Origin of the sequence: Collinsella tanakaei, assembly GCF_016900375.1 — a bacterium.
Lineage (GTDB): Bacteria > Actinomycetota > Coriobacteriia > Coriobacteriales > Coriobacteriaceae > Collinsella.
The window spans coordinates 1-21,165 of the sequence record NZ_JACJKB010000021.1 but is presented as its reverse complement, the minus strand read 5'-3'; the positions used below and the strand labels follow the sequence as shown (position 1 = coordinate 21,165).

15 protein-coding genes are annotated in these 21,165 nt (G+C 66.5%); 8 read left to right on the top strand and 7 right to left on the bottom strand.

Translation table 11 applies throughout. The features are described from left to right. Positions 1–220: 220 nt before the first annotated feature. A complete protein-coding gene (locus H6A16_RS09995) occupies positions 221–1,033 on the bottom strand; it encodes a ZIP family metal transporter (protein ID WP_204618765.1) in 813 nt (270 codons plus the stop codon). Between the two features lie 105 nt (positions 1,034–1,138). After that, on the bottom strand, positions 1,139–1,558 hold the full coding sequence (locus H6A16_RS09990) for a YbjN domain-containing protein (protein WP_204618763.1): 420 nt from the start codon (positions 1,556–1,558) through the stop codon (positions 1,139–1,141). 240 nt (positions 1,559–1,798) lie between these two features. Between H6A16_RS09990 and H6A16_RS09985 the strand changes: the two genes are divergently transcribed. Further along, positions 1,799–2,707: a LysR family transcriptional regulator gene (locus H6A16_RS09985; protein WP_204618761.1), complete on the top strand. Its 909-nt coding sequence runs from the start codon at positions 1,799–1,801 to the stop codon at positions 2,705–2,707. A 115-nt stretch (positions 2,708–2,822) separates the two neighbouring features. On the opposite strand, the gene H6A16_RS09980 is transcribed toward H6A16_RS09985, so the two are convergent. From H6A16_RS09980 to H6A16_RS09970, 3 genes are read right to left on the bottom strand one after another with little or no spacing between them, the layout of a single operon-like run. After that, positions 2,823–3,161 (bottom strand): P-II family nitrogen regulator, encoded by a 339-nt coding sequence (locus H6A16_RS09980; protein WP_204618759.1) that lies wholly within the window; start codon positions 3,159–3,161, stop codon positions 2,823–2,825. A gap of 55 nt (positions 3,162–3,216) precedes the next feature. Beyond that, a complete protein-coding gene (locus H6A16_RS09975; RefSeq protein ID WP_204618757.1) occupies positions 3,217–3,420 on the bottom strand; it encodes a hypothetical protein in 204 nt (67 codons plus the stop codon). Positions 3,421–3,448: 28 nt separating this feature from the next. Then, positions 3,449–4,723: an ammonium transporter gene (locus H6A16_RS09970; protein WP_204618755.1), complete on the bottom strand. Its 1,275-nt coding sequence runs from the start codon at positions 4,721–4,723 to the stop codon at positions 3,449–3,451. Between the two features lie 365 nt (positions 4,724–5,088). Between H6A16_RS09970 and H6A16_RS09965 the strand changes: the two genes are divergently transcribed. The 3 genes from H6A16_RS09965 (at position 5,089) to H6A16_RS09955 (ending at position 8,809) form a co-directional block, all read left to right on the top strand. Continuing rightward, the gene (locus tag H6A16_RS09965; RefSeq protein WP_204618753.1) at positions 5,089–6,861 is read left to right on the top strand and encodes a 1-deoxy-D-xylulose-5-phosphate synthase; all 1,773 of its coding nucleotides are present in this window, start codon (positions 5,089–5,091) and stop codon (positions 6,859–6,861) included. Positions 6,862–6,953: 92 nt separating this feature from the next. Continuing rightward, the gene (locus tag H6A16_RS09960; protein ID WP_204618751.1) at positions 6,954–7,892 is read left to right on the top strand and encodes a D-2-hydroxyacid dehydrogenase; all 939 of its coding nucleotides are present in this window, start codon (positions 6,954–6,956) and stop codon (positions 7,890–7,892) included. Positions 7,893–8,173: 281 nt separating this feature from the next. Further along, positions 8,174–8,809: a flavodoxin family protein gene (locus H6A16_RS09955; protein ID WP_204618749.1), complete on the top strand. Its 636-nt coding sequence runs from the start codon at positions 8,174–8,176 to the stop codon at positions 8,807–8,809. Positions 8,810–9,182: 373 nt separating this feature from the next. Here the strand turns inward: H6A16_RS09955 and H6A16_RS09950 are convergent, their stop codons facing one another. Further along, the gene (locus H6A16_RS09950) at positions 9,183–10,529 is read right to left on the bottom strand and encodes a M18 family aminopeptidase (protein WP_204618747.1); all 1,347 of its coding nucleotides are present in this window, start codon (positions 10,527–10,529) and stop codon (positions 9,183–9,185) included. 163 nt (positions 10,530–10,692) lie between these two features. On the opposite strand from H6A16_RS09950, the gene H6A16_RS09945 reads away from it, so the two are divergent. Both H6A16_RS09945 and H6A16_RS09940 read left to right on the top strand, forming a co-directional pair. Next, a complete protein-coding gene (locus H6A16_RS09945) occupies positions 10,693–11,667 on the top strand; it encodes an AAA family ATPase (RefSeq protein ID WP_239458331.1) in 975 nt (324 codons plus the stop codon). A 15-nt stretch (positions 11,668–11,682) separates the two neighbouring features. After that, positions 11,683–15,471, top strand: coding sequence for a transglutaminase domain-containing protein (locus tag H6A16_RS09940; protein ID WP_204618743.1), 3,789 nt, complete (start codon positions 11,683–11,685; stop codon positions 15,469–15,471). 60 nt (positions 15,472–15,531) lie between these two features. On the opposite strand, the gene H6A16_RS09935 is transcribed toward H6A16_RS09940, so the two are convergent. After that, the gene (locus H6A16_RS09935) at positions 15,532–16,101 is read right to left on the bottom strand and encodes a TetR/AcrR family transcriptional regulator (RefSeq protein ID WP_204618741.1); all 570 of its coding nucleotides are present in this window, start codon (positions 16,099–16,101) and stop codon (positions 15,532–15,534) included. Positions 16,102–16,253: 152 nt separating this feature from the next. On the opposite strand from H6A16_RS09935, the gene H6A16_RS09930 reads away from it, so the two are divergent. Beyond that, positions 16,254–16,955, top strand: coding sequence for an ABC transporter ATP-binding protein (locus H6A16_RS09930; protein WP_204618739.1), 702 nt, complete (start codon positions 16,254–16,256; stop codon positions 16,953–16,955). A gap of 12 nt (positions 16,956–16,967) precedes the next feature. Further along, positions 16,968–20,996: an FtsX-like permease family protein gene (locus H6A16_RS09925; RefSeq protein WP_204618737.1), complete on the top strand. Its 4,029-nt coding sequence runs from the start codon at positions 16,968–16,970 to the stop codon at positions 20,994–20,996. Positions 20,997–21,165: the final 169 nt, after the last annotated feature.

The window sequence follows — 21,165 nt, the reverse complement described above, 5'->3', positions numbered from 1 at the left end:
CCCAGGCGCCGCAGGTTGCCGCGAAAGCCGAGGGCGCGCGCCTTGCGTGCGGCGCCCAACGATTGAACGGCAAGATGCGGTGCCTGGGCCACACTGGACAACGGAGACGGCTTGTCCAGGTGCCGCAGGTTGCCGCGAAAGCCGAGGGCGCACGCCTAGCGTGCGGCGCCCGAAGGCTTGAACGGCAAGATGCGGTGCCTGGGCAAGCCGCCGGGACGGATTACCCTAAAGCTACGTCGAGGGTCATCATAATCACAAACCCCGCGATGACGCCGAACGTGCCCACGTTGGAGTGCTCGCCCAGATGCGCCTCGGGGATGAGCTCCTCGACCACCACGTAGACCATGGCGCCGGCGGCAAAGGAAAGCAGCCAGGGCATGAACGGCTCGATCCAGCTGGCAGCGAGGACCACCAGGATGCCGAAGATCGGCTCGACAATGCCCGACAGGCTTCCCATCGCAAACGCGCGCGAGCGCGACATCCCCTCGCGCGCAAGGGGCAGCGAGATCGCCGCCCCCTCGGGAAAGTTCTGCAGGCCGATGCCGATTGCCAACGCGAAGGCCATCCCAAGATAGGCCTCACCGGCTGCGCCTGCCGTCTGCGACGCCATCGCGAACAGCAGGCCTACGCTCATGCCCTCGGGGATGTTATGGAGCGTCACGGCCGATACCAGCAGCGTCGTTCGCTTCCAACTGCTCGCGACGCCCTCGGGCTCATCGGCGCCCGCATGCAGATGCGGAAGCAGCGAGTCGAGCACCACGAGAAACGCCACGCCGAGCAGAAAGCCTCCCGCCGCGGGAATCCAGCCGATCTGCCCCAGCTCCTCCGCCTGCTCGATAGCGGGATTGAGGAGCGACCACACGCTCGCCGCGATCATCACGCCCGCCGCGAACCCCAAAAAGATGTGGTGCATAAGCTTGCGGCCGCTCTTAAAGAAGAACACCACGGCCGATCCCGCCGTGGTCATGAGCCAAGTGAAGCCGCAGCCCAGCGCCGCCCACAGCAGCGCCTGCGATGTCTCTGCCGCAATCATGCGTAAAGCCCCTTCCCTCGTATCAACATCAGCACGATACTAAACATTGGTTAGCCTAGGCTAACCAATACCCGAACGCAGCGGCATCGCCCCGGCGCAGACCCGTCAGCGCAAAAGCCCCACAAACCGTGGATACATCTCGTCGAGCGCATCGAACATGCGCCCCATAGCGGCGATGCCGAACAGGCCGGCGACCTCCGGCACCAGGAACACGTCGCTTGAGCACACGAGCTCACCCGACTCGCCGATTGCCAGCTTGAGCCAGCGGTACTCGACATTCAGCGCGTTGACCTCCTCGAGTGCGCGAGCGCGGGAGGCGGGATCAACCTCGCCGAGCGGCAGCGTCTCCAGGTGAGCCCCGCGGTCGTTCACGCGTATGAGGATCGTCGTGCGCGGCAGGCGCCTCCCCTGCCAACCCACGCGAACCGTGTCGAACACATTCGTATCGTCTTCAGGCGTATCGCAGCGGTGCTCGATGCCCGCTGCACGCATCTCCTGCACGAGGGCCTTGGTGTTGTCGTACAAAATCCGACCCCTCTCCATTATTCCTACATAGAAGCTAGGTAAAACCCAAGTGCTTCGCAACCGTTTGCCATGCTTAAGCAACCATATTCTGTACAAATATACAGAGGCCTTAGTGGCCCTTACTTCTACAACTGGTTGAGGAGCCTTTCACTCCCTAGCATCATTGCCGTAACTCAGCATAAAGTTTATCCATCTATCCGAATAGCCGGGAGTCCCCAGCAATCGTTTGAAACGCGTGGTATGGACATTCGACAAATCAGATACTTCGTGCACGCGACCGAGGGGGCTTCGCTCTCGTCTGCTGCAAAGCGCCAGTTCGTGACCGTCCAGGCGGTTTCCAAGGCCATCTCGGAACTCGAAATCGAGCTCGGCTCCCAGCTGCTCATTCGCGGCAACCACGGCGTTCGGCCGACCGCAATCGGCTATGCGTTCTACCAGCGTGCCAGCAAGGTCCTCGAGGACTTCGACAACCTTGTCGATTTCACGCAGTTCTTCCCTGTCTCGAAGAACAAGGGCCGCATGCTGATTGCCCTATGCTCCCCGTATTTCAACAACGCGGACAACTTTGTGTCCAACCTGTCGGGCTTCATCGGCAAGAAGCTCGGCATCGAGGTCGAGATCGTCATCGTTCCCGGACGCGAGGCCATCGAGGCCCTGCGCGTCGGCGATTTCGATACGGTCTGCACGCTGGGTGAATACACGGCGCCCGATCTGGATTCCTTCAAGATCGGCAACCTTCCCACCGGCATCTGCGTGTCGAAGACCCACCCGCTGACCCGCAAGAAGTTCGTCTCGCTCGAGAACATGGAACCCTACCCGGTCATCTGGTCACAAACCTTCGACGACTTCAACCGTTCCATCCATGTGATGTACCGCGAGCGCGGCCTCGCCTCGCCCAAGGCGATGTTCACGCCGCAGACCGAGGACATCGAGGGGTTCTTCACGGAGCAAAACGGCATCTCGTTCGCGGTCTTCCTGCCGTTCTCGCAGATTGCCCAGCCCTACCTGACGCTGCTCCCCATCGACCCGCGCCAGGCAATCAAGGTGCCGCTGTACCTCGTCACCACGAAGACGAACAAGTCCGACGCCTACCTTGCCTTCGAGCGCTTCTCGGACTCAATCTTCCGCGGAGGTTCGCTGCTGCTGTAAGCGGGCGCCCCGTTCGTCTGCAATTCGAATGAAACTGAGCGCGCCGCGTGTCCGTCATTCCGGACACGCGGCGCGCGTATCGTTTCGCAGTCCCATCCCTCAGGACAAGGCCACGCTAGATTGCCAGAGCCCCCCGCTCACCCGTACGGATACGGACGACCTCCTCGACAGGCGCGATGAAGATCTTGCCGTCGCCTACCTCGCCCGTGTGAGCCGCACGGCAGATCACGTCGACGACGCCGTCAACCTGCTCATCGGGCACGACGAGGTCGAACTGCACCTTGGGGATGGTGTTCAGCAGCACCTCCGTACCCCTCACGTATTCCTTCCAGCCGTGCTGGCTTCCGCAGCCCTGCACCTGCACGATGGTCATGCCGCGGACCCCCGCGGCGAACAGGGCGTCTTTGAGCGCCTCGAGCTTCTCCGCACGCACGATGGCGGTGATGCGCTTCATGTCGGTTCTCCTCTCAAACGGTTCGGCCTGCCGCCACGCAAGCGGCAGCCGGGGATTATCGGCCGAGGTAGTCGATGCCGCTGCGCGCGAGCAACGTCATGCAGCCGAGGTACTCGATGGCGGAGGGCCTCTCCGTACGGCCATCGTCTTTCGCAAGGTCCAATGCGCGGGCGGTTATCTGGCGCCGCTCAGGCGTGCGCGCGGGCCCCGCGAGCGAGAATCCACTCTTCATATGGTTGCCGCCGATCATGTCATCCATCTCCTTTCGGTTTGGGAAATCGAGCAGCCTAGTCCAAGCCGCTGAACGCTGGGTAGGCGCTCTCGCCATGCTCGGAGATATCGAGACCAAGCGCCTCTGCGTCCTCGTCCACGCGGATCTTGCCGCCCATGAGCGCGCGCACCGCGAAGGCGATCGCGATGTCGAGCACGATGACGATCGCCAGGGTCACGACGATGCCGAGCACCTGATCGATAAGCAGCGCGGGGTCGCCGGTGTACAGCAGGCCGCCGTGGTCGGTCCACGAAAGCTCGGGCACGCAGAACAGGCCGGTGAGCACGCCGCCCAGAATGCCGCCGATACCGTGGCACCCGAAGGCGTCGAGCGCGTCGTCGTAGCCGAACCGCGCCTTGAGGTGCGAGATCGCGGCGTAGCAAACCGGCGACACGACCGCGCCCATGACGAGCGCCGCCCAAGGCTCGACGAAGCCGGCACCCGGCGTCACCGCGACGAGACCCGCGACAAGACCGGTACTTGCGCCCACGAGCGTCGGCTTGCCCGTGGTCAGCTGCTCGATCGCCATCCACGAGAGCAGACCGGCTGCGCTCGCCGTCACGGTGTTCAGGACGGCCAGGGCCGCGATGCCGTCGGCCGCGAAAGCCGAGCCGCCGTTGAAGCCGAACCAACCGAACCACAGAAGCCCGGCGCCGAGCGCCACGAAGGGGACGTTATGCGGGCGGTAGCTCATCACGCCGAAGCCGCGGCGCCCGCCTGCAAGCAGGCACAGGATGAGTCCCGTCACGCCCGACGAGATGTGGACGACGTCGCCGCCCGCGAAGTCAAGCGCGCCGATGATGCCGCCGATGAGCGAGTTCTCGCCGCCCCAGACCATATGCGCCAGCGGGGCGTAGACCACGAGCGCCCAGATGCTCATGAACAGCGCCATGAACCCGAAACGCACGCGCCCTGCCAGCGAGCCGGTCACGATGGCCGCTGTGATCATGGCGAAGGCCATCTGGAAGGCGATATCGACCACCGAGGGGTACGCCGCGTCTGCCGGCGGGTTGGCCAGCTCAGAAAGCAGCTGCGAAACCGTCGGCAGCGCGAGCAGCTGGTCGAAGCCGCCGAACACGGGGTTCGTTCCGTCGCCGCCGTAGGCGAGCGACCAGCCCGCGACGATCCACAGGACGCCGACGAGGCCGATGATGCCGAAGCACATGAGCATGGTGTTCACCACGTTCTTGCGCCGTGCCAGGCCGCCGTAGAAAAACGCGAGACCCGGCGTCATAAGGAATACGAGCATGGTACAGATCAGCATGAAAGCCGTGGAGCCGCTATCGAACATGCGCCCCTCCTTCGTTTGCGTCGAACAGGACGCGGCCATCATGGCACCGCGCCCGTGGCATGCCGACGCCAAACGGGCAGGTCGCGAAAAGGCAAACGACTCAAAACGCACTGGACTTACGCTCGAAACCCACACGCAACGATGGAAACCAATCCGCAACACCCCGGTGCATGACCCGGAGCCGCAGTCGCGATTCGCGTCCGAGGGATAATGCATCCCTCGGTCGACTCCTGTTGACGTTCCCCGCCAAGTGTGCAACCCTCGCACAGCCGCCACACATCGGGCGGTGATTTGTGAGACACTGGATTAATCGCGTGGCGCATTCGGCGGCATGCGAACGTTATGCAGGGGAAAGGTCGCGGAGCATGTATCTGTCGCAAATTGCATCGCCAAACGATGTCAAGGCGCTCGATCGCCGCGAACTCCCCGTTTTGTGCCAGGAGCTTCGGCAGGCCATTCTGGAAAGCTCGGCGGCCGTAGGCGGCCATGTGGGCCCCAACCTCGGCGTCGTGGAGCTCAGCGTCGCTCTGCACCGCGTCTTCAGCTCCCCGCATGACAAGATCATCTTCGACGTCTCGCATCAAAGCTATGCGCACAAGGCCCTGACCGGCCGCGCGCAGGCCTTTATCGATCCCGCCCGCTACCTGGAGGTCTCCGGCTTTTCCAATCCGCTGGAGTCCGAGCACGACCTGTTCGCCATGGGACACACCTCGACCTCGATCGGACTGGCGCTCGGCATGGCCAAAGCACGCGACCTCGCGGGCGACTCCCACGACGTCGTCGCGGTCATCGGCGACGGCTCGCTGTCCGGCGGCCTCGCCTTCGAGGGGCTCGACAACGCCGCCGCCTGCGGCTGCGGGCTCATCATCATCGTTAACGACAACGACCAGTCCATCGCCGAGAACCACGGCGGCCTGTACCGGAACCTCGCGGAACTCCGCGCCACGAACGGCACGGCATCCAACAACCTCTTCGTTGCCATGGGGTTGGACTACCGCTATCTCGAGGCGGGAAACGACGTGCTCACCCTGGTTGATGCCCTCGAGGAGCTGCGCGGTTGCGACCATCCCGTCGTGCTGCACATCCACACACTCAAGGGTATGGGCTTCGCCCCCGCCGAGCAGGATCCCGAAGCCTGGCACCATGTGGGGCCCTTCGACCTCGTCACAGGAGAGAAGCGCGCTTGCACCGCGAGCGCCGGCCCCGATTACGCCGAGCTCACGGCCACATACCTGCTCCCGCAGATGGAACGAGATCGAAGCGTCGTCGCCATCACGGCAGCGACCCCCTATATCATGGGCTTCACGCCCGAGCGCCGCGCGCTTGCCGGCGATCAGTTCATCGACGTGGGTATCGCCGAGGAACATGCCGTGACCCTGAGCGCCGGCCTTGCCGCCGCAGGTGCCAAGCCCGTCCTGGGCGTATACGGTACGTTTTTGCAGCGCGCCTACGACGAGCTGTGGCACGACCTGTGCCTGAACGCCTCCCCGGCGACCATCCTGGTCTTCGGATCCTCGGTCTTCGGCACGACGGACCAGACGCATCTCGGCTATTTCGACATCTCGATGCTCGGCAACATGCCCGACCTGCGCTACCTGGCACCTGTTGGCCCCGAGGACTACCTTGTCATGCTCGATTGGTCGATTTCGCAGAAGGACCGCCCCGTCGCTATCCGCGTACCCGTGCTGAACGACCCCGCTTCCTGCAAGCTCCCCATTGCCGCCAGCTACGACGAGCCCGCTTATCAGACCGTACGGCAAGGCAGCGATATCGCCGTGCTCGCCCTGGGCGATTTCTTCGGCATGGGTGAGCGCCTGGCCGACGAAATCGAGCGCCGCGCCGGCTTTAGCGTCACGCTGGTGAACCCGCGGTTCGTGACCGAGCTCGACAAGCCGTACCTCACCGACCTCGCCCGCTCGCATCGCCTGGTGGTCACGCTGGAGGACGGCGTGCTCGAGGGGGGCTGGGGCGAGAAGGTCGCGCGCTATCTCGGCCCGCTGGGTGTCCGTGTGCGCTGCCATGGTGTCCATATCGGTTTCCCCGACCGCTACGATCCGCAAGAGCTGCTCGCGGAAAACGGCATGACCGTCGACGAGATGGCCGCCGACGCCCTGGAGCTGCTGACGCTTTCCGACTAGGGTGCGCCGCGCCCCGGCAAATGCCCGGCGATTCGATAGCGATATACTGAAGACTCCCCCATCGACCTGCATCGACCTGCAAGGAGTCGCCCATGGATATCTTCGTTTTGCTGCCCTTCGACGACGAGCAGCGCGCTGTGTTCGAAAGCGGAGCGCCTGAGGGTGCGCGCATCGCTTACGTGCCCAAGGCGGAGGTGACCGACGAGCAGATCGCGAACGCTGAGGTCATCGTGGGCAACCTGCCGCCGGCGCGTCTTGCACACGCCGAGCACCTGCGCCTGCTGCAGCTCAACTCCGCCGGCTACGACCAATATCTCGCCCCTGGCGCGCTTCCCGCCGGCGCCGCGCTCGCCTGCGCGGTGGGCGCCTACGGACAGGCGGTGTCCGAGCATATCTTCACCATGGTCCTTATGCTCATGAAGCACCTCGAGGGCTACCGCGACGATTTCCGCGAGCACGCTTGGACCGACCGCGGCACGGTGAACACGATCGCAGGGGCGAACGTGCTCGTGCTGGGCGCAGGTGATATCGGCACGCATTTCGCCAGGCTCGCCTCCGCCCTTGGAGCGCACGTCATCGGCGTGCGGCGCCACGTGGGCGAGGTCCCAGCGTGCTTCGAGAGCATGCGCACCATGGAAGAGCTGCCCGCCCTGCTGCCCAGCGCGGATGTTGTCGTCTCGTTCCTGCCGAGCTCGCCGGAGACGCGCGGGCTTGTGGATGCGGAGTTCCTGGCATCGTGCAAGCGCGGCGTCTACCTTGCCAATGGCGGTCGCGGCGACCTCATCGTGCAGCCCGACCTCATCGCCGCACTCGAATCGGGGCAGGTCGCAGGCGCCGCTCTCGACGTGACGACACCCGAGCCCCTTTCCGCTGACGACCCGCTGTGGGACGCGCCGAACATCTTCATCACCCCGCACGTTGCCGGCCAGTTCCACCTGCCGGTCGTGCTCACGAACATCGCCCGCATCGCCGCGGAGAACCTGCAGCACCTTGCCGCCGGCGAACCCCTGCGCAACCAGGTGAACCTGTAGGGGCCTGTCCTAGCCGGCATGTTCCCTCGCCCCTTCCGAGAATATATATATTCTCGGAAGGGGCGAGGACGTTTTCCCAGATAAGTTCGTTCTCGGCCGCCGAGAATATGGATATTATCGGCAGGACCCGGAGCGCACCGGGACCCAAGCAGGGTACATGACAGTTGGGACGGGGCCCCGTGTCATGTTTTTTGCGCTGCCGCAGCGAGTGACGTAACCTTGTCCAAAAACATGACACGGGGCCCCGTCCCAACTGTCACGCTGAACAAGGGAGGAATGCTATGAAGGTCATGCTCGTCAATGGAAGCCCGCACAAGGCGGGATGCACGAACCGCGCGCTCGAGGAGGTTGCGCGCACGCTTGAGGAAAACGGTATCGAGACCGAGACCTTTTGGATCGGAGCCAAGCCCGTCGGCGGCTGCATTGCCTGCGGCGGTTGCAACACCAAGGGCTCCTGCGTGTTCGACGACGCGGTGAACGAGTTCCGCGCAAAGGCCGCCGAGGCGGACGGCTTCATCTTCGGCGCACCCGTCCACTACGCGCACGCGGCGGGATCGCTCCTCGCCTTTATGGATCGCCTGTTCTACTCCAACGGGCGCGCGGGACAGCCCAACGTGTTCCGCTTCAAGCCCGCAGCGGCCGTGGCCTCGGCGCGCCGCGGCGGCACCACCGCGGCCCTCGACGACATCCAGAAGTTCTTCACCATCTCGCAGATGCCCGTCGTGAGCTCTCGATACTGGAACAACGTCCACGGCAACAACGCCGACGAAGTCGAGCAGGACGCCGAGGGCCTGTGGACCATGCGCCAGCTGGGCCGCAACATGGCCTGGATGCTCAAGTGCATCGAGGCCGGTCGCGCCGCCGGCATCGACCTGCCCGAGCAGGAAGCGGGCACGACCACGAACTTCATCAGGTAGCGAATCTTCGACACCCGTCCCCAAGGACAGGGAGACCGGAAGATACACGGCCCCGGCCGGCAGCAAGATATCGAGCACGAACTCGATTCTCGCAGCCCGCCGGGGCCGTTTCATACCCATGGGCGCATGATTCGCCAACCCGTCGCAGCGAACTGTCGCTCTCGCTTCAGCATCTGTCCGAGTCGCTGACGGAGAGTTTTGATTCCTTGCTCACATTGCCGGTGCACATTCGACCAGTTTGGCATTTGCCAGTGCACCCTTGGTACATAACTTGGCCTTGATTATGTACCTGGGGTGCACCGAGAAAACCAAAACCGGCCAGAAGTGCACCGAGAAGATCCGGCACAAAAACACCCCGGAACCCCCGAAGGTCCTACCACCGCGCCGCGTCGGCGCCATCGATGACGATGTCCGCGTCGTAGAACGCCCGCAGTGCATCGATCGCGAGCTGCACATCGTGCGCGCCGGCAGTCTCGTAGCTCGCATGCATGGCGAGCTGCGCGCAACCGACATCCACCGCATGCACGCTCACGTGCGTGTTCGAGATATTGCCGAGCGTCGAGCCGCCCGCCATGTCGCTGCGGTTGGCAAACAGCTGGTAGGGCACCTCGGCGTCGTCGAGCACCGCCTGCAGCACGGCGCGGCTGAACCCGTCGGTGCAGTAGTGCTGGTTGGCGGCTTCCTTGATCACCAGGCCGCCGTTCAGATGCGGAGCGTTCTGCGCATCGGACAGCTCGGGATGGTTCGGGTGGACCGCATGGGCGTTATCGCAGCTCACGAGCATCGACGACGAAAGCGCACGATAGAAATCGTCCTCGGTGGCACCCAGCGCCCCGTTGACGCGCGCGAGCGTATCGCGCAGGAACGTCGACTCCGCGCCCTGCATGGTCGCCGATCCGACCTCCTCGCTGTCAAAGCAGGCGAACACGCTCACCGTGCGCTCGTTTGCCGATTGCGCGAACGCCCGCAGCGCGGCGTAGACGCACATGAGGTCATCCAGATGCGGCGCCGAGATGAACTCCCCGTTCGCGCCCCAGATGCGCGGCGCCACGCGATTCACCAGATACAGGTCGCGCGCCACGATCTGCGCAGGCTCGACGCCGAGTTCCTCGGCAAGCAGGGCGTCAACGAAGCCCCGCGTGCACTCCCCCGTCGACACGAGCGGACACAGGTCGGTCGAGCGGTTGGGGGCGAACCCCTTGTTGACCTCGCGATTCATATGGATGGCAACGCTGGGGATAACCGCCACGTCGCGGTCGAGCGTCACAAGGCGGCTCGCGACGCCGCTCCCGTCGCGCACCATGACGCGCCCGGCAAGCGAGAGCGGCCGGTCGAACCACGTATAGTCCATCATGCCGCCGTAGGCCTCGACATCGAGGCGAAGGTATCCGTCCGGGCCCTCGATCTCGGGTTGAGCCTTCAGCTTGAAGGTGGGCGAGTCGCTGTGGGCGGCGGTCAGCTGGAAGTGGTACGCCGCGGGATCGACCTCGGACCCCACGCGCCACGCGACCAAGCTGGAGTTGTTGCGCACGGTATAGCACCGCGAGCCCGGCTCGACCTGCCAGGGCATCCCTTCGGGCAGGTAGGTATACCCCGCCTGCTCGAGCCGCGTGCGCGCAGCCGCGACCGTATGGAACATGCTCGGGCTCTCGCCGATAAACGATACGAGCCCCTCCGCCTCGGCGCGCCCAGTCGCCTGCTCTGATTGCTCTTCGTGCATATCCAGCCTCTTTTCCCGTTGCCGATAAACCGCAACAGTATAGGCCCACCACGCGAAGAGCGATGCGGCCCGCAGCAGGCGCCGCCCTTCGCTCCGCACGTTCACCATGGCGGGGCTTTATACTCTAGGGATGTAAAGCATGTGCCGAAGGGGAGGAGCCGCAATGCCCGAACCCATCCGTCCTATGCGCCCCGCCGATGCCCAGCGCCTCCTGGGTTCCCTGATAGATGCCCTCGCTGCGCGCCTCAGCTGCAAGCGCCCGGCGCTCGAGCTTGCCGTGATGACCGTCGCCGCCGGAGGTCATCTGCTGCTAGAAGACGTCCCCGGCATCGGCAAGACGACGCTCGCGCGCGCCCTTGCCGCCGCGATCCGCGCCCGCACGAGCCGCATCCAGTTCACACCCGATATGCTCCCCTCCGACATCACCGGCGTCTCGGTGTTCAACCAGGCCGAGCAGCGCTTCACCTTCCACCCCGGCCCGCTCTTCGCCCAGGTGGTACTCGCCGACGAGATAAACCGCGCGAACCCGAAGACGCAGGCGGCGATGCTCGAGGCCATGGAGGAACGCAGCGTCACCGTCGACGGGACCACCTACACCCTGCCGCGCCCCTTCACGGTCATCGCCACGCAGAATCCCGTCGAGATGGAGGGCACCTACCCGCTGCCCGAGGCCCAGCTCGACCGCTTCATGTGCCGCGTGAGCCTCGGGTATCCCGACGCGAAGGCCGAGGCGAGCATGCTCATGGCGCCGAGCGGCCACGATCCGCTTTCCGGGGCGCAGCCCGTGTGCACGCCGCGCGAGCTGGCGGCGCTCACGAAGACCGCCGCGTCGGTCCGCGTGGCGCCGGTCGTCGCCTCCTATGCCGTGTCGCTTCTGCAGGCCACGCGCACAAGCCCGCTGACCCGCCTGGGCGCCTCGCCGCGCGCCGGGCTGGCCCTGCTCGCCGTGAGCCGCATGCGCGCACTCGCCGGCGGCCATGATGCCGTGTACCCGGGAGACATCCGCGCCATGGCGCCCGCGGTGCTCGCGCATCGCATCGTCTTCAGCGATCCGGCGGCAGGCGCCGGCGCCCTCGAGCGTCAGCAGGAGCTGCTCGAGCGCATCCTGCGCGAAGTCCCGGCGCCGCGTCGGGCCTAAGGCGCGGCGGGCACCATGTCTGCTCCGCGGCACACACCCACCACCTCCAAACTCCGCTCGGTCGCCCGGGCCTGGCGGAAGGTGCCGCATGCCGCGAGCCATATCCCCATCAGGCCGACGCTCGGCGCACTCGTCGCCGCCCTCATGGCAGCAGCGCTCCTCGCACTCGGCGGCGAGACCGTGGCGACGGAGCTCACCGCGGGCGCGCTCGGCATCGGCATCGCGCTCGTCGCGGGGCTCATCAGCGCGATTGCCGCCTGGCTCTGCGCGCATGAAGGCGCGGCGAAGCGGTCGGATGGCACCCGGCCCAATCGCCTGCCGCAACCGGTGATCCGCTGGCTGCGCACCGCTGCCCGCGCCTGCGCCGCCCCGCTCATCTCCTCTGAGACCACCTGGCTACAGATCGACCAGCGCGGGCGCATCGTCGGCACGGCGGGCAGCGAGATCCGGCCGACAGCACGCGGCCTGTACCGCGCAGGCGGGCGGACGCTCGTCTTCCGCGATGTCTTCGGATTCTGGACCGCACGGCGCACCGTGCCCTCCGACCGCGAGCTGTGGATCGCCCCACGTGCAAACGAGGCCGCCCATCCGGCACTCAGCGCCCTTGGCACGCATTCCGCCCCCTACGCGCCGGTCGACGAATCCGAGCGCAGCAGCTCCATGGTGCGCCCCTACGAGCCGGGCGACCCGCTGCGATCCATCTCCTGGCGCCAGACCGCCCACCACGGGCAGCTTATGTCGTTCGATCCCGACCGTACGCGCCGCGTCATGCCGTTGGTCGCCCTCGACACCCTCGAGAACGACGACGCCGATGCACTCGCGGCCGAGGCGGCGAGCGCCTGCTCGGCGCTCTCCCGCCACCCCGGGGTGCGCGACGAGGTCCTTGTGACCGATGGCGTGGAGGCCGTCAGGGGCTCCCGGCGCATCGGAAGGCTGCTCGCCGCCCTCCAGCCTGATGCGCCGGAAGGTATGCGCGACCTTGCCGATGAGGCGACGAGCCGCGCTCGCCGCATCGCCCGCTTTGCCGCACACGGCCTCGATGCCCATGCGGGCCGCCCGGTCATCCTGATCTCGTCGCAGCAGGCAGGAGCGCTCGAACGCGCGCTCGCGGAACTCATCCCCGCAGGTATCACGGTCATCGCGCCGCGCTCACTTGCCCCCGCCGAAACCCTGCCGGCGGACCACGAGCGCAGCGCCGATACTAACGTGCGCGCAGATCGGAAGGCGCGCCGCCGCAAAGCCGTAGCACCTCTCCCGTTCGCGAGCGATGCGCTTGCCGCCTGTTGCTGCGCCGCCGCGGCGTTCGCCAGCGTCCAGCTCGCCGACACGCTCGTCGCACCCGCAAACTGGAGCGCCTTCGGGTCCGTCGCGCTGCCGCTCGCCGCCGCGGCATCTGTGCTCATACCCCGTCTGCCCTTCGCGCGCGGGCGCGCGGCGCAGCACGCCCTCGGCCTTGCGGTCGTGCTGCTGACCTGCTTGGCAGCGGTCGCACATGCCGCTTCGGCTCTGGGCTCTGCAAGCGGCATCGACGTGTTCGACGCCGCCTCCGGCCTCGACGCGCTCGGCATCGACGCGCCGGGCGGCGGCCTGAGTTGGATCGCGCCGGTCGTCGCATCCGGCGTGCATGAGCTCTATTACGGGCAGTGGGTGCCCGTCGAGGTCAGTGCACTTTCCGACGCCGCGCTCATCCTTATCCTGATTCCCGCGGTTATCATCGTGTACCTGCTCTGCCGCTCGCGGCAGCTGCGCCCCCTCGTTGCAAGCTTGCCGCTGCTTCTGCAGGCGGCGCGTGTCATCTTCATGGGCGCTGCCAACGACGCCGCGGCTGTCGCGCTCGCCATCGCCTGTGGACTCGCCCTGCGGGTCCTCGCGCAACCACCCGCAGCGCAGGATTCCAGCGAGCGCCCTCAACCGCCCCGAATCGCACGAAACATCCCGGACACCGCGCTTCGCATAGCCCGCGCGCTGCGGCCCGTCGCCCTCGTCGTCTGCCTGGCCATCGCCATCATCTCGACCGCCTGCGCCCCGCGCACTACGCGGGCGGCGCAGAGCCTGCCGATTCAGCTCGACATCCAATCGCACGTGCTCTCGGGCTCCACGGTCAACCCCATCATGGACCTGCGGCGCGACCTCGAGCGGGGCGCCGAGACGGTCGCCCTCACCTACCGTACCTCGCTGAATCGTCCCGTCTGCCTGCGGCTTTCCAGTTTGGGAACGATTTCGGGCAGCACATGGGCACTGGATTCCCCCGACTCTGGCACCTCGGGCGGGCTGCTTTCGGCTCTGCTGGGCGCGGATGCAGAAGACGATAGCCCGGCGGCCCTTCCCGGCACAAGCGACGATTCGGGCTTCATCACCACGACGTTCAGGGACTTCGGCACCACCGCTCTCGGCGGTATCCGCAACACGACGACATCTTTGACCATCGAGGCGCTCTCGTCCCGCTTCGCCCCGCTGCCTATCGGCGCGTACGACACGGGCGCCCCCGACGACAGCCAAGCTGCGGGCTGGCGCTGGAGCGACACGGGAGCGGTCTATAGCGAGAACGGCTCCACGAACCGCGGCCTTGCCTACTCGGTTCAGGCCGCCTACATGGACCCCATCGACAGCGACGAGGACATGCATGCGATGGGGCAAAACGCCCTGGGCATGCTGTGGTCGCGCGCGTGGAACTCGAGCACGGTGACGACCGCCGAGGGCCAGCGGGGCATAGCCGAGCAGATTGCGCGCTACGTCGAGGAGGAGCGCGACGCCATCGACCCCATCTACCTTGAGCTTCCGGAGAGCCTGCCCGGCGAAATCGAGTCAGTTGTCGACAGCCTGCACATCGGAAGTGCCGCGGAAGCCTACGGGGAAAACGCCCTCACCCACGAGGTCGACCAGCTCGAGGCGCTTCTTGCCTACTTCGACGACGCGCGGTTCGCCTATTCGCTCGAGGTGCCCGATGCGGGCGACAACCTCGACGCGGTCGCCCGCTTCCTCGAGACCAAAGAGGGCTATTGTGCGCACTACGCCTCCGCGTTCACCGTGCTTGCCCGTGCGCTCGGCATGCCCGCCCGCATCGCGCTCGGCTATCGCGCAAGCTCGGCGCAGGATGCGGATGGCCGCTACATCGTCACCAATCACGACCTGCACACCTGGACGGAGGTCTATCTCTACGGCATCGGATGGATGCCCTTCGACGTCACGCCCGCATCGGGCGACGATACCCCGGCACCCGCGGTGGACGAGCCGGAGGAGACCCGCGAAAACGAGCCCGAGCAGCAGGAGCAGGCGGAGTCCGAAGCGCCCGAGCAGGATAGCGAGGACCCCGCCGCCGGCAACGATGACGCCGAGGTGCCGGGCTCCGACACGCCTGGCAGCGAGCACGGATTCGCCGACATGCTGGCAGAGACCGCCTCGCGCATCGCCGAGGCGCTCTCGCGCGCGGTGCCCGTCATCGCGTGCATCGCCGCGGTCGCGCTCGTCCTCATGGCCCCGCGCATCCTGCGGGCCGCGCGCCGCCGGTGGCACATGTGGGAGATCGACCGAGCAGGCACGCAACCCGCTCGCGCCGTGGAGGCCGCATGGGCCGAGGCGCTCGATGCCGCACAGCGCCGGGGCGCCACATGGGGGCCCGACGCGACCGAAGAGGACATCGTGCGCGCGGTGAGCGACATCGCCGCCGGCGTTGAAGCGCCGCTCCGCAAGCTCGCCGACCTCGTCTGCCGCGTGCGCTACGGCAGCACGCCGAGTGGCCTCACCGCCACCGACCTGCATCAGATCCTCAACGATGTCCTCATTGGGGACGTAGCCAACAGGTGACATCGTCGCCTTGCTGCGTCCTCTTTGACCGTATCGGAAGCTGGATTTGGCACCTTTTGGCTACGTCCCCAATGAGGCCAAGGAGGTGCTGGGGACGGCGGCGAGGACGATGAGGGCGATCAGACGGTCGATGGACATGCTGCCGGGCGCCTCCATCCAGGCGGTGATGGCTCCGAGCAGACCCGACAGGTAGAACTCGCGCAGCACGGCCTGCTCGGCGCCATTCAGGCCGGCCTCGGGGATGATGAAGCGGTCGAGCAGCGGCGCGATGATCGTCTTCAGGCGCTCCCCGAACGAGGGATCGGCGCTCATGAGGCGCGGCACATAGCCGTTGAAGCGCTGCGCGAGCCTCACGATGAAGTCCATATGCTGCGAGAAGTCGAGCCTATCGCCCGCGAGCAGGCGGTTGTCCACGAGTGCCCTGACCTGTTCCAGAATCTCGTTTTCCAGCTGCTCAAGCAGGTCGTACACGTCGCGGTAGTACAGATAGAACGTCGCGCGGTTGTATCCGGCGCGCTCGGTGATCTCGCGCACGGTGATCTTCTCGATGGGGCGCTCCCGATAGAGCTCCCAAAACGCGCTCGTCAGATTCGCCTTGGTCTGCTCGGTCACCTGCGGTTGCTTTTTCATGGCACACCCCTCCCGCGCGCCCGGCGGACGCGCTGCCCCGAGCTATCGCTCGACAATCGACCGCCGAGTGTCGAACAGTCGCATCGTCGCGAATCGGCTCAACTATACTACTAGACAACACGATGTCGAGTGATACGGGAGGCGCTTGCCTCATGGCATATATCGAGTTCACGGACGTTCTCAAGGTCTACGGCCAGGGTGAAGCGGAGATCCACGCCCTCGACGGCGCGAGCTTCACCGTGGAGCGCGGCGAGCTCGCCGTCATCCTCGGCGCCTCGGGCGCCGGCAAGACCACGGCCCTCAACATCCTCGGCGGCATGGACACCGCCACCGCGGGCACGGTGCGCGTCGACGGCCGCGATATCTCGAGTGCGACGTCCTCCGAGCTCGTGGAGTACCGTCGCTCCGACGTCGGGTTCGTGTTCCAGTTCTACAACCTGGTGCCCAACCTCACCGCCTTGGAGAACGTCGAGCTCGCAGCGCAGATCTGCCCCGATTCGCTCGATGCCGCCGAAACGCTTGCCAAAGTCGGCCTCGGCGAGCGCATGGACAATTTCCCCGCCCAGCTCTCCGGCGGCGAGCAGCAGCGCGTGGCCATCGCCCGCGCGCTCGCCAAGAATCCCAAGCTGCTGCTGTGCGACGAGCCCACGGGCGCGCTCGACTACCAGACCGGCAAGCAGATCCTCCAGCTTCTGCAGGACACCTGCAGAAACGATGGCATCACCGTGGTCATCATCACGCACAACTCGGCGCTCGCACCCATGGCCGACCGCCTGATCCGCTTCAAGAGCGGACGCGTCACCGATATGGAGACCAACCCCTCGCCCACCCCCATCGCCCAGATCGAATGGTAGGCAGGTGACACGATGGCCTCTGCCCACCGCAAGGACATAGCGCGCACCGTGCGCGGCAACCTCAAGCGCTTCATCTCCATCGCGGTCATCTGCGCGCTGGGCGTCGCCATGTTCTGCGGCCTGCGCGCCTCCTGCCAGGACCTGCGCAATGCCGCCGACAAGTTTTTCGACGAGCAGAACCTGTTCGACGTGCAGGTGCTCTCGACCTTAGGCCTCGATGACGACGACCTCGCAGCGCTCTCCGGCGTCGAGGGCGTCGAGGAGGTCGAAGGCGGCTGGAGCGAGTCGACCTACACCGACGTCGAGGGCGCGCGGGCGACCGTCGAGGTCAAGGCCCTGAGCGAGCACGGTTTCAATGAGCCCTATGTCGTGGAGGGTACCCTGCCCAAGCGCGGCGGCGAGGTCGCCGTCACGCAGAAGTTCATCGATGCGAGCGGTCTCGGGATAGGCGACACCGTCGAGATCGCGGAGGCCGAGGACGAGGAGGAGGCCGTCTTCGAGCGCCGCCCCTACACCATCACCGCCATCGTGATCGACGCCGCCGACGTGTCGAACCCCGAGCTCTCGTTCCGCTCGAGCTCGTCTTCCGACTACACCTTCCTCGTCACGGCCGACGACGTCACCTCCGACGCCTACACCATCGCCTACCTGTCCGTCGCCGACACCGAGGGCCTCGCCTGCTACGGGGAGGACTATGAGCAGCGCGTGGCGGCGGTCACCGACATCATCGAGGACGAGATCCGCCACGACCGCGAGCAGGCGCGCACCGCCGCCGTCAAGGGCGACGCTCAAGCCGAGCTCGATGACGCCCGCTCCGAGTACGAGGAGGAGCGCGCCGACGCCGAGCAGGAGCTCGCCGACGGCAAGGCGAAGCTGGAAGACGCTGCCGCCGAGCTCGCCGACGCCGAGGCGGAGCTTGCCGACGGCCAGGCGCAGATCGATGACGGCTGGGCCGAGATCGCCTCGGGCGAGGCGGAGCTCGCCGACGGCCGCGCCGAATACGAGCGCGGAGCCGCCGAGGGCGCAGCACGGGTGGAGCAGACACTCGCCGACGCGCTTGCCCAGGGCCAGGCGCAGATCGACCAGCAGATCGAGGCGGGGCGCGCCCAGGGCCTCGTGGAGCTCAACAAGCAGTTCGACATCGCGCGCACGCAGGCGCAAGCCGAGCTCGACGCCGCCATCGCGCAGGGCTACCAGCAGGGGCTCGCGCAGGTGGAGGAGCAGTTCGCCGCCGCCCGCGAGCAGGCGCAAGCCGAGCTCGACGCGCAGATCGAGGCGAGCCGCCAGCAGGCGATCGACGAGCTCGACGCCCGTCTCGAAGCAGCGCGGCAGGAGGCCACATCCGAGCTCGACGCGCAGATCGAGGAGCAGCGCCAGCAGGCCTACGCCGCCATCGACGAGGAGCTCACCGCCAAGGGTTCGCCGACGCGCGAGGAGCTGAACGAAGGCATCGCGCAGCTGCAGTGCGCCATCGCCCAGATTGACGAGAACCTAGCGGCGTATGAGCAGGCCCAGGCGGCCATCGAGGACATCGACGAGCAGCTCGCCGCTCTCGATGCGGATGACCCGGCCAACGCCGAGGCGATCACCGCGCTCGAGGCGCAGCGCGCGGAGCTGCAGCCGGTTCTCGACGCCATCGAGGAGCAGGGCGGCACCGAGGTGCTCGACACCCAGCGCACCGAGCTCGAGAAGCAGCTGGAACAAGCCGAACAGGCGCTTGCCACCATCGAGCCGATCTACGCCGCCGCCGACGAGAAGCTCGAGGCGGGCCGGGAGCAGGGTCTGGCCGAGATCGAGCAGCGCCTCGCTGCGGAGCGCGAGGCCGCGCTTCCGACCATCGAGCAGACGATCGAGGAGCAGCGCAAGCAGGCGCAGCAGCAGCTCGAAGAGCGGCTCGCCGCCGAGCACGCTGCGGCGCTCGACACCCTCGATGCCCAGATCGAGGAGCAGCGCGTCGCCGCCCAGGCGGAACTCGACGCCCGCATGGAGCAGGAATACAACGCCGCGGTCGCCACCCTCGACCAGACGATCTCCGAGCAGCGAGCGAGCGCGCAGGCGACCCTCGAGGCACAGATGGCCTCGGGACGCGAGACCGCCTACGTCCAGCTGAACGCCGAGCTCGCCAGCGCCCGCGCCCAGCTCGACGATGCCGAGCGCCAGCTCGCCGAGGCGCGCGCCGAGCTCGCCGACGCCCAGGCAGAACTCGACGAGGGCCGCGCCGAATACGAAGACGGCCTGGCGGAATACCAGGACGGCCTGGCCGAGTGGGAGGACGGGCGCCGCGAGGCCGACGAGCAGTTCGCCGAGGCGGAGGCAGAGCTCGCCGACGCCCAGGCCGAGATCGACGACATCGACACCGCGACCTGGTACGTGCAGACCCGTTCGTCGAATTCGAGCTACTCCTCCGTCGAATCCGATGCCGATTCCATCGAGGCCATCGGCACGCTCTTCCCCATCGTGTTCCTCGTGGTCGCCGTACTGGTCTCGCTCACGACCATCACGCGCCTCGTAGAGGAGGAGCGCGGGCTCATCGGCACCTACAAGGCGCTCGGCTACCGCAACAGCGAGATCTACGCCAAGTACCTCGTCTACGCGCTTGCCGCCTGCATCGCGGGCTGCGTGTTCGGCCTGTTCTTGGGCTTCATCGCGCTGCCGTCCTTCATCTTCGTCGTCTTCGGCATCATGTACCTGCTGCCCGGCTACGCCTTCGCGTTCGAACCCGTCTACGGACTGGGCGGCGTGGCGATCTTCGTCGTAGCCATCGGCGGCACGGCCTACCTCGCCTGCCGCTCCGAGGTTCGCCGCACGCCCGCCGAGCTCATGCGCCCCAAGGCGCCCAAGTCCGGATCGCGCATCTTCCTCGAGCATATCCCCGCCATCTGGAGCCGCCTGTCCTTCCTGAACAAGGTCACGGCGCGCAACCTCTTCCGCTACAAGCGCCGCTTCTTCATGACCGTGGCGGGCATCCTCGGCTGCACGGCGCTCATCGTCTGCGGCTTTGCCATCAAGGACTCCGTGGCCGAGCTCGTGCCTGAGCAGTACGAGCGCATCGCGCGCTACGACATCATGGCGGTCACCGAGTCCGGCGAGCACGACGCCGCGGCAAGCGACCTTGCCGCGGACAGCCGCGTCGACGAGCTCATCCGCATCTACATCGACTCCACGACCCTCGGCTATGACGGCGGCGAGGAGACCGTGCAGCTGATCGTCGTGCCCGACGGCACCGGCCTTTCCGACTATATCGACATCTCCGACCGCGATACCGACGAGCCGATCGAGCTGCCCGAAAGCGGCGCCGTCGTGACGCAGAACGCCGCCGAGGTGCTCGGCTTCGACGCCGGCGCGACCGTCGAGCTCCAGGATTCCCAGCTCAACGGCGCCGCGCCGACCATCGCCGCCGTGGCACGCAACTTCCTGGGCAATTACCTCTACATGAGCGAGGACGCCTACCTCGAGGCCTTCGGCGATAGCGCCGCCGCCCTCGACGACGAGGAGAACTTCGAACCCAACGGCGTGCTCGTGCGCTGCACCGAAGGCGACGGAGCCTCACTTGCCGACGAGCTTTCCGATGACACGCGCTTCCTCTCCGTCACGAGCACCAGCGAGCTCGCGGACGACTTCAGCCAGTCGTTCATGCTCATCAACGCCGTGGTCGCCATCGTGCTCGGCATGGCGGCGGCGCTGGCCTTCGCTGTGCTGTTCACGCTCTCGACCACGAATATCTCCGAGCGCGAGCGCGAGCTGGCGACCATCAAGGTGCTCGGCTTCCGCCCGCGCGAGGTGCATCACTACGTGAACAAGGAAACGATCATCCTCACAATCATCGGCATCGTGTGCGGCCTGCCCTTCGGCTACGTGCTGGGCGACATGCTGCTTCACGTGCTCAAGATGCCGCAGATCAGCTTCCTGACCACGGTGACGCCGATGAGCTACGTGCTGGCGGCCATCCTGCCGCTCGTGTTCGCGCTCGTGGTGAACCTCTTCACCAACCGCACCCTCAACCGCATCGACATGATCGAGGCGCTCAAGAGCGTCGAATAGGCCTCCTCCGCGGGACCGGCAGAGAGGGCCGGGGATATCTCTCGCTCACGTCCTCGCCGCTGCGCGGCTGCGGGATTGTTCGCGAGGGATATCCCCGGCCCTCTCTGCCGGTCCCGCGGCCGACGGGATTCTCGGCGCTTGGCTTTCGGGCGGGGGACGTTGTTGGGGG

Bases quoted from the DNA above. Each gene is read 5' to 3' on its own strand.
- H6A16_RS09975 (WP_204618757.1), bottom strand. From the start codon at position 3,420: ATGGATGACATGATCGGCGGCAACCATATGAAGAGTGGATTCTCGCTC.
- H6A16_RS09985 (WP_204618761.1), top strand. From the start codon at position 1,799: ATGGACATTCGACAAATCAGATACTTCGTGCACGCGACCGAGGGGGCT.
- H6A16_RS09940 (WP_204618743.1), top strand. From the start codon at position 11,683: ATGTCTGCTCCGCGGCACACACCCACCACCTCCAAACTCCGCTCGGTC.
- H6A16_RS09970 (WP_204618755.1), bottom strand. From the start codon at position 4,723: ATGTTCGATAGCGGCTCCACGGCTTTCATGCTGATCTGTACCATGCTC.
- H6A16_RS09930 (WP_204618739.1), top strand. From the start codon at position 16,254: ATGGCATATATCGAGTTCACGGACGTTCTCAAGGTCTACGGCCAGGGT.
- H6A16_RS09955 (WP_204618749.1), top strand. From the start codon at position 8,174: ATGAAGGTCATGCTCGTCAATGGAAGCCCGCACAAGGCGGGATGCACG.
- H6A16_RS09935 (WP_204618741.1), bottom strand. From the start codon at position 16,101: ATGAAAAAGCAACCGCAGGTGACCGAGCAGACCAAGGCGAATCTGACG.
- H6A16_RS09925 (WP_204618737.1), top strand. From the start codon at position 16,968: ATGGCCTCTGCCCACCGCAAGGACATAGCGCGCACCGTGCGCGGCAAC.
- H6A16_RS09965 (WP_204618753.1), top strand. From the start codon at position 5,089: ATGTATCTGTCGCAAATTGCATCGCCAAACGATGTCAAGGCGCTCGAT.
- H6A16_RS09945 (WP_239458331.1), top strand. From the start codon at position 10,693: ATGCCCGAACCCATCCGTCCTATGCGCCCCGCCGATGCCCAGCGCCTC.
- H6A16_RS09960 (WP_204618751.1), top strand. From the start codon at position 6,954: ATGGATATCTTCGTTTTGCTGCCCTTCGACGACGAGCAGCGCGCTGTG.
- H6A16_RS09980 (WP_204618759.1), bottom strand. From the start codon at position 3,161: ATGAAGCGCATCACCGCCATCGTGCGTGCGGAGAAGCTCGAGGCGCTC.
- H6A16_RS09995 (WP_204618765.1), bottom strand. From the start codon at position 1,033: ATGATTGCGGCAGAGACATCGCAGGCGCTGCTGTGGGCGGCGCTGGGC.
- H6A16_RS09950 (WP_204618747.1), bottom strand. From the start codon at position 10,529: ATGCACGAAGAGCAATCAGAGCAGGCGACTGGGCGCGCCGAGGCGGAG.